General features: G+C 49.3%; 11 protein-coding genes and 1 pseudogene. 4 read left to right on the plus strand and 8 right to left on the minus strand.

The window, feature by feature from the left end:
- The first annotated feature begins 601 nt into the window (after nucleotides 1-601).
- Nucleotides 602-1,690 carry a HEAT repeat domain-containing protein gene (locus tag JQC72_RS13950; RefSeq protein WP_205496660.1) on the plus strand — a complete coding sequence of 363 codons (1,089 nt, stop codon included), beginning with the start codon at nucleotides 602-604 and terminating at the stop codon, nucleotides 1,688-1,690.
- 217 nt (nucleotides 1,691-1,907) lie between these two features.
- On the opposite strand, the gene JQC72_RS13955 is transcribed toward JQC72_RS13950, so the two are convergent.
- Both JQC72_RS13955 and JQC72_RS13960 read right to left on the minus strand, forming a co-directional pair.
- Nucleotides 1,908-2,543: an N-acetylmuramoyl-L-alanine amidase family protein gene (locus tag JQC72_RS13955; protein ID WP_205496662.1), complete on the minus strand. Its 636-nt coding sequence runs from the start codon at nucleotides 2,541-2,543 to the stop codon at nucleotides 1,908-1,910.
- A gap of 148 nt (nucleotides 2,544-2,691) precedes the next feature.
- Nucleotides 2,692-2,997, minus strand: coding sequence for a hypothetical protein (locus JQC72_RS13960; protein WP_205496664.1), 306 nt, complete (start codon nucleotides 2,995-2,997; stop codon nucleotides 2,692-2,694).
- A 204-nt stretch (nucleotides 2,998-3,201) separates the two neighbouring features.
- Between JQC72_RS13960 and JQC72_RS13965 the strand changes: the two genes are divergently transcribed.
- The gene (locus tag JQC72_RS13965; protein WP_205496666.1) at nucleotides 3,202-3,525 is read left to right on the plus strand and encodes an iron-sulfur cluster assembly accessory protein; all 324 of its coding nucleotides are present in this window, start codon (nucleotides 3,202-3,204) and stop codon (nucleotides 3,523-3,525) included.
- Nucleotides 3,526-3,674: 149 nt separating this feature from the next.
- Nucleotides 3,675-4,256 (plus strand): YdcF family protein, encoded by a 582-nt coding sequence (locus tag JQC72_RS13970; protein WP_205496668.1) that lies wholly within the window; start codon nucleotides 3,675-3,677, stop codon nucleotides 4,254-4,256.
- On the opposite strand, the gene JQC72_RS13975 is transcribed toward JQC72_RS13970, so the two are convergent.
- The 4 genes and pseudogenes from JQC72_RS13975 to JQC72_RS13990 form a co-directional block, all read right to left on the minus strand.
- Nucleotides 4,227-4,796, minus strand: coding sequence for a hypothetical protein (locus JQC72_RS13975; protein WP_205496670.1), 570 nt, complete (start codon nucleotides 4,794-4,796; stop codon nucleotides 4,227-4,229). The two genes, JQC72_RS13970 and JQC72_RS13975, sit on opposite strands and share 30 nt — an antisense overlap.
- A gap of 53 nt (nucleotides 4,797-4,849) precedes the next feature.
- The gene (locus tag JQC72_RS13980) at nucleotides 4,850-5,272 is read right to left on the minus strand and encodes a DUF2203 domain-containing protein (RefSeq protein WP_205496671.1); all 423 of its coding nucleotides are present in this window, start codon (nucleotides 5,270-5,272) and stop codon (nucleotides 4,850-4,852) included.
- A 4-nt stretch (nucleotides 5,273-5,276) separates the two neighbouring features.
- Nucleotides 5,277-5,687: a DUF309 domain-containing protein gene (locus tag JQC72_RS13985; protein WP_335342477.1), complete on the minus strand. Its 411-nt coding sequence runs from the start codon at nucleotides 5,685-5,687 to the stop codon at nucleotides 5,277-5,279.
- Between the two features lie 63 nt (nucleotides 5,688-5,750).
- Nucleotides 5,751-5,870 (minus strand): annotated as a pseudogene (locus JQC72_RS13990) (IS200/IS605 family transposase); the annotation flags it as partial.
- 410 nt (nucleotides 5,871-6,280) lie between these two features.
- On the opposite strand from JQC72_RS13990, the gene JQC72_RS13995 reads away from it, so the two are divergent.
- Nucleotides 6,281-6,514, plus strand: a complete 234-nt coding sequence (locus tag JQC72_RS13995) for a DUF1128 domain-containing protein (protein ID WP_205496673.1) — start codon at nucleotides 6,281-6,283, stop codon at nucleotides 6,512-6,514.
- Between the two features lie 256 nt (nucleotides 6,515-6,770).
- Here JQC72_RS13995 and JQC72_RS14000 read toward each other — a convergent pair whose 3' ends face one another.
- Both JQC72_RS14000 and JQC72_RS14005 read right to left on the minus strand, forming a co-directional pair.
- On the minus strand, nucleotides 6,771-7,175 hold the full coding sequence (locus tag JQC72_RS14000; RefSeq protein ID WP_205496675.1) for an acyl-CoA thioesterase: 405 nt from the start codon (nucleotides 7,173-7,175) through the stop codon (nucleotides 6,771-6,773).
- A gap of 172 nt (nucleotides 7,176-7,347) precedes the next feature.
- On the minus strand, nucleotides 7,348-7,579 hold a 232-nt coding region (locus JQC72_RS14005), incomplete at its 5' end, for an oxidoreductase dimerization domain-containing protein (protein ID WP_503629805.1).

Here is a 7,579-nt window from a genome sequence, read left to right on the forward strand (position 1 = left end):
TAAAACTCATCGGGAAAACAATTTCCCTGTCTTCAATCTGGTCCCCATCAATCTGCCCGACCAACACGGAGTTTTTTGTGTCCGTTGCTCATCTTAGCATACAATTTTCTTTTTTTGGTCGGTGACCTCTATCTAGAGAACAGTTGCATATCCAGCTTTTATTGCTGGACTTTTTTGGTCTTAATCAGGTCTCAAAAACGTTCGGAGACAAGAAAAACCATTCTTTTACAGAGTGGCTCCAGGTGTGGTCTATGGTAAGGACAATCCCGCGGCGCTAACTTTATGGCACGAACTAATCCCATCTAGCGCTTCCTAATTCGTGATATGTTGACGAACAATGTCTTGTTTCACTCTATGACCAAATTCAATCATTTTTGATATTATATTTTAAAGGAAAAATGGTAGGAAGTGATCCGATACAATTACTTTCGTCATTTGAGGCAGCCGAGGAATGTCAAGACGAAGGGAAATTGATATGCATCGCGAAGCCAAGATACTATTTTTCCCACGGACTTTCTTAATTTCCTGCAACAACTCACGGTCAACTCTTTATTCTGCTTGAGCGTTAAATAGGGTCAAAATATCAGAAAGAGGGAAGAGTATGCTCGAAAAATTAGATCAGATTAATTGGAAAAGTTTAGTCCATGCATATGGATCGGCCGAGGATGTTCCCGGATTAATTCGGGATTTAACTTCTTTAGAGGAAAATGTTCGTAAAAACGCATGGCGTTCACTGTACAGTAATATTTGGCATCAAGGAACTGTGTGTGAAGCAGCGGCACGTGCGGTTCCATTTTTCATTGAGCTATTGGAGTATGAATCTGTTCCCGATCGACATCTAATCCTTAACTATCTCTTTTATTTGGCGAACGGTCTTACCTATTTTGAACAGTTTGATATTGATGAGAAGTATGATGAAGCCTTTCAAATTAACGATAAGGTAGATTGGATTAAGGAAACACGCCAGGCCGTTCGCAAGGGTATCCCTGTTTATGTGAAGCTGTTAAATCATGCGGATCCAAAGATACGAAGTTCAGCAGCATTTTTGTTGGGGGAGATTGGAGAGCAAACCGAAGAAGTTTTACAACAATTACGTGCTCTGTTACAAAACGAACAGGATCACATGGTGAAAGCCAGTGTACTATTAAGTCTGGGTGATTTGGGAGATCGGCATTCTCAAACACTCGCGATGATGAAAGCATATATCCAAGAAAAATATTCTCTTCTCGCTCTCGTATCGGCATTGGCGATATTACAAATTGATCCCAGATATAATGAGGCAATCCAACTGTTGGTTAATACATTAAAAAAACCGGATGATACGATCATTGATTTGTTTAGTCAACTTCCTTGGAACTATTATTATTCTGGCTGGGGAGCAATTTTAAATTCTTTTAAATACTTGCCTAGAACCGAGGTCCTTCCATATATCCCCGATTTGGTTGAAGCTTTTAGAAATAGCGATTCAGGGGAATTACTCTATTTCGAAGTATTATTACATATTGTTTTTACAATGCAGGAGGAGAAACTTACCGTCAAAGATTTAACCAAGGAACAAAGATTGGTTTTGCAGGCAATTGCTGAATGTGAGTCGATTTGGATATATGCAGGTACCAAATTGTCGTTGAAAGAATATGGTCTCCCTTATTTTGAGAAACGGGAGGAATTGATCGATTTTCTGTCGGGATGATCACGGTTACTTCCTTGCGTGTTGAACGATCGTGAATATTACTTGGCTCTACTATTGCTTCCAAGGCAAATCCAAACCCGTCGCCTGAAATTCCGCGAGAAATACCCCAAGGGTACTTTCCGTATAGGCAGCTTCACCGGTAAATAGAACCAACCCGGCAGCAGTCCGCCGGGTTGGTAGCAGAACGCCCGATGGAGAGGGCATTTACACGTCTTTCTCACGTTGTCTCTTCTTCCTCACCACTGGTATCCGTCACAGGTGCATCCGGAAATGTTTTCTCCTGAGACAAACTGGCGGTATCCGACTGCAATCCCAGGCAACGTACCAACCCGTACGTGATCGCATCGGCCAATCCATCCAAAAAGCTGTCGCTTTTGAGCAGGGCCGCGTCCTTCGCGCTGCTGACGAACAAATTCTCCAACAGCACGGCTGACATGTTGGTTTCGCGCAGGACATGGAAATCGGCCCGTTTTTTGCCCCGGTCGGGTACGCCGTACCCCTTCAGATACTTGACCACTTCGGCGTGAATGATCGCTTGGGCGTCATAAGTGAATTGCGAAACGGGACCATTCCAGATGTACGATTCGAACCCGCGCGCATTCGGATCACTGTAAGTGTTGTGATGCAGCGACAGGAAGTAGTCCGCTCCCTGACTGTTCGCCCAGTTGGTTCGTTCGTCCAAGCTTTTGTACACGTCGCTCGCACGGGTCATGGTCACCGCGCACTGATACGGCTCCAGCTTCACATTCAACATTTGTCCGATTTTCAACGTCAGGTTTTTCTCATACAAACCGTTCCCCACCGCTCCCGAATCTACACCGCCATGTCCTGGGTCCACCGCAATCAGTTTCATTCTTGTATGCCTCCTTCACGGGGGATCAACCCCGGAAGTATTTACTTTTCATAATTATATCATAATAAAAAATAGTCAGCGCCGTAACGGCGCTGAAACGATGCTCAACGGCCATTTACACGGGTTTGCCAAGGGTTCAGCTCGCCCTTCAAGAACTGAGAACGATCCGTTTCATTTTGACCGTCCACTCGGTATGCTCAGATCCGATTTTTAAATAATACCGTCCCGTTATGTTCAGTTTGACCGTGGCAATGTGATAACCCCAACCCGTTTCATCAGGGTCAAAGGGAACCGTCACCACATCATTCCCCGATTCGTCCACCAAAGAAAGATGAAAGCGGTACGGCCAAACGGTTTGCCCGCACGGTTTTGTCGTCCACATGATCGTGTATTCTCCGTTCCCCAACCACATCGGTCTGGTCTGATAGTATCCGTGTTTTCCTGTCCATATCATGCACATTTCTCCTTCGCTTTCCATTCGTGCGCTCATCCCGGCAGGAATCCCTGACATAAAATTTCATTTTTCTTGTATGATTTTCTGTTCTATAGATACATTCGAAAGATATCTGAATTTTATGGTCGCATGGCTGTCACTTTCTTGTTTCATCCTCCATTTGTTATAGTGGTGACAAGAACAAAAAACGGAGTGGGATGGATCATGGACATTCAAATCAGTCCTGCGGCCGTTGCACGATTGAAGGCGATTTTATCACAGGAGGAAGACGGAGAACGTCTGGCTGTTCGCGTGGTACCGCTGACATCGGGATGCGGATCTCCATCCTTTGCCATCGAATTGACCGAAGCTCGCCCCGGTTACCTCACTGTGGAAAAAGAGGGCATTCTGTTTGCCTTCCTCCGTATGAAAAGGAATGGATGGACGGCATTCACATTGATCTCAACAGGGAAAACGGCAAATTCTCGATCACGCATTCCAAGCCGCCGGGCGGATGGGGTTGCAGTCTCGGGTCGGTTCGGTGAGTGAAGGCGCTGCAGGGGGAAGAGAAAATCACACACGGATGGTGAAAAGCGCAAGCCGTCGCATCGTCAAGTCACTTTCTATTCAGGCGGAGGCCGGCAGGAGTCGGTTATCCGCGGAGAACAATGACAGCAGCAGCGATATGGAGGAGAGGAATGCAGCTGAAAATCGCAGGATTGTTGGGAATGGTATTGTTTGGCATCGCTGGTTTGTCCGTGCTGCTCTACTGGTGGCCGTCCGTTTCCCGATACGATGCAGCCCCTGTGCCTGCAGAACAGAAACAGGCCGCTCTCGTGTTGGGAGCGGCCTTGTGGAATGATCGTCCCAGTCCGGCATTGTTGGAGCGTTTGGAAATGGCCGTAAAATTGTATGAACAGAAAAAAGTCCGCTATCTTGTGTTGTCCGGTGGGCCGGAGGGAAACGGCGTGACAGAAGCGCAAGCGATGAAGGATTATCTCATCTCCCGCGGTGTGCCGGCAGCGTCGCTGATATTGGAAGACCGATCGCGCAATACCAAAGAAAATCTTCGTTTTTCCAAACGGATCTTGGATGAGCATCATTGGGATGATGTGTATTTGGTGACGCATGACTACCATCAATACCGCGCTTTGCAATATGCCGCACGCGCCGGTATTCGCGCCGTTCCCGCGCCGGTTCATTCACAAGTGTTGTGGATGCCGTACCACAAAGCACGTGAATGTTTGGCGCTAGTCAAATTGACCTTGTTCAGCCGGTGACCCGCTGGGCCAATCGTCACCGGGACCGTGAATGACGATCCGCTCACCCCGGTGATCAAACTCAATGTTTTCCTGCAAAGGCAAAAACGAAGCATACACCGTTCCATGCAACCGGTTGGTCAGGCCCGCCAGCCGGTTTTCTATCTGAAGCAGGCGTTGTTTGACGGACATCCAATCGTCACGACCCTCCCCCTTGGACAAGTTGTGAAGGGCGTTGCGAACGCGTTCAGTCTGTTCCGATACCCGCAGCAGCAATGGCGCCCAATCGTACTTGTCCGACATGGGTTGAAAGCCTGTCAAACGTTGGTTGATGGGAGCTGCTTCCACCTGATCCCAACTCGTGGGATTCCAGCCATCCTGGCTCAAGGAAGTGAGCCGGTTTTCCAGTTCCATCACGGATTGCGCCCATTCTCTCATAGCGTTCCACAAGGCTTGCCGTTCCTTGGCCTTGTCGTGTCCCGACGATATCTCCTGCATGAGTTGTTCCATCTCCCGCCGTATATCCGCCAAAGCATGCAACCATCCTGAGCCAGGCAACATTTGCGGCACCTCCCACCGTCCTTTCCCTTATCATGTGAGAAACCGACACCCGTTTATTCGTCTTTTCCTTCGTCTTCGTGGGCGATTTTTTTTCGATACAGGTATCCTTCCCAGGGATGGTGCCAATGTGTGATCGATTCTTCCCCCACCTGCCAGCAGAGCAGCACTTCCCGGCCGTCGACGATCGAGGGGAAGTCGACCAGTCCCATTTCGATATCCTTGAGCTGCGCTCCCGTTCCATTGATCCAGTCGATCAAACCCCGAGCCTGTATATTGAGAAACTCCAATTCCGCTTCCCGCTCGAAAAACGGATCCTCTCCCATTTGTCCCCCATTTCCCCGACCGGCTTTCAACATCTGCAGTTCCCGGTACTTGGTATCAAACTCCCTTTTCAGCCGCTGTAATTGCAATACATCTTTCCGGATGACAGGTAACAACCGGTTCGCTTCTTCCAAGGTGAAGTACCGTTTGCTCACACAATCACCCCTTGTTTTCGTACACGAATCGCTTCAATATGGGATCCAGAATCTCAATGGTGAGGTCGTGACAGGGAATTGACTGTCGGGTACGATCCTGCAACTGATCCAGATACACTTCCACATCCTGTTTCAGTTTGGCGACGTCGATCCCCATGAACTCATCCGGGTAACATACCAACTTGTTCAGCGCCGCCGTCATCAGTTTAACAGCGCCACCCGTATTTTGGTTGCGGCAATGATGCAAACCGACGGCCGTTTGCAACAATCCCTGATAAAACAAATCCCGCCCCTCTTCCAACCAGAGTTCTTCCATCACATCGTGACAAGTATAGTAATCACGATCCAGGTTGAACAAACGCAAAAATCGGACATACAGCTCGGGGTACTCTCCCCCTTGATTTTCATGCGACACGGCCGTTCGCCTCCTGCGCGGACAATCACAGCCCGTTTTTAACGGGGAGACTGCTGAAAAGTGTTTGAACCACCCGCGATTCCGGGTGCGCCATTTTCCCTCTCTGCGATAACGCGGGCAGAAAACAAAGTGGCGGTTAATCAGAGATACCGTCGTTTTCGTTCTTCTGTACGCTTGTCCAATGGTTTTAGATGTATCAGTATTTTATTCATACTGCATTCACCAAAAACAAAAGATGTTGCTCCCATTACCCTCTTCCGAGGGAACCGAGCAACGCCGCCTTTCATCCCACGATTGAAATACCCCAAGGGTGCTTCCTATGGGCGACGTGGGCTTTCAGGCGACTTTTTCTGTAAGGGACGGGTCCGAATTTCCCATCGAGTCTGGAAGGTGCCGACAACATCCTGCCCGGTGTGGACCAGGCCATGGTGCGGATGGTGTCCCGCAATCTGAAGCGGAGCTCGGACGGTAAACCGAAACCCGCGGACTTTGCAAACGCCTTCCCATTTTCAACGGTGGGATTTTGCCTGTTCTTTGGTTACAATGGTATAGATCAGACGGCGGATGACAAAAACGCCGAAGGAGGATTCACGATGAATTTGGAAACCCCCAGTCAGGAAAATCTGGTTCACCTGATCAATGAGATCAAGTCCCGATTGAAAGTGGTCAACACCGCACTCATCGACCCCCAAGAGTATCGTCTCGAAGATTATGCGGAAATCTTGGCGCTCTATCATATGATCCGTCGCAAAGACGACCGGCTCACCATGATGGAAATCGAAGGAGTTTTGGAGGAACTGGGTCGGTTGCGCCGTCCCCGCGGATAGAACAAAACCGCCGGTTACTGGCGGCGGGTCTGATGACAAAATCCGCGGAAAACGTAAAAAGTCACAATCATGTTGTCAATGAGCGTCTCGCAATCTCCACCCCTGATTGTGGAGAAAAGGAGCAACCAGGGAACGAGCGACTGGTTACAGGTATGCCCCATGCAGCAGTTGCCCTCGGGTCTAACTGCATGGGACGAAATTGAGCGTCGAAACAGGGAAAAGGAATGAAGACATACGACCCAAGATCCCCACGCTTTCAGTCAACAGGCTTCGGGAAAAACGCAGCCAATTGATCGGGAAGCGGCACGCTTTTTCGCTCCTTCAAATCGATGGTGACGCTGGTCACCTGAGCGTCAGCGACGCGTTCCCCTTTCTCGTTGTCGATAACCTGTTCCAGTACGAAACTGGATCGACCTCGTCGCACGGGACGCGTGGTGATGGTCAGTTTTTCACCCAATGTAGCTTCTTTGCGGTAATTGATTTCGATCCGGACGGTAACGGTTCCGATCCCCATCCGGGAAAACTCGTCAAACGGCAATTGGGCGCGGTTGTACCATTCTTCACGTCCCCATTCCAAATACTCCAGATACTTGGCATTGTTCACATGGCCCATCACGTCGATTTCCGTCGATCGCACTTCGATTTGAATTGAGACTTCCATTCACTCACCCCTCTATTGCTATACCCGTTTTTTCGACAAAGTCTGTCGATTTCCTGCGTCGAATGAAAAAAACCCGGACACCGGTTGACCGCCGCTGGCAGTCTCCCGGTGTCCGGGACGTTGAAACGCACCTATATTGCCACTGTCATCATTTCCGTTTGAATGCCGAACGTCACTTGTTGACCATGTGAATCGCGTGACCCAACACGCCCTCCGCCGCTTCCATGAGCGCTTCGGGCAGGGTCGGGTGGGCATGGATGGTCAGGCTCAAGTCCTCTGCATTGGCTCCCATCTCGATGGCCAGCACCGCTTCGGCAATCAGGCTGGATGCTTCCGGACCCACAATCTGCACACCCAGGAGCTGTTTGGACTCCTTGTCGGCGATGACCTGGATGAATCCATCG

The sequence above is a fragment of the Polycladomyces zharkentensis genome, from assembly GCF_016938855.1.
Lineage (GTDB): Bacteria > Bacillota > Bacilli > Thermoactinomycetales > JIR-001 > Polycladomyces > Polycladomyces zharkentensis.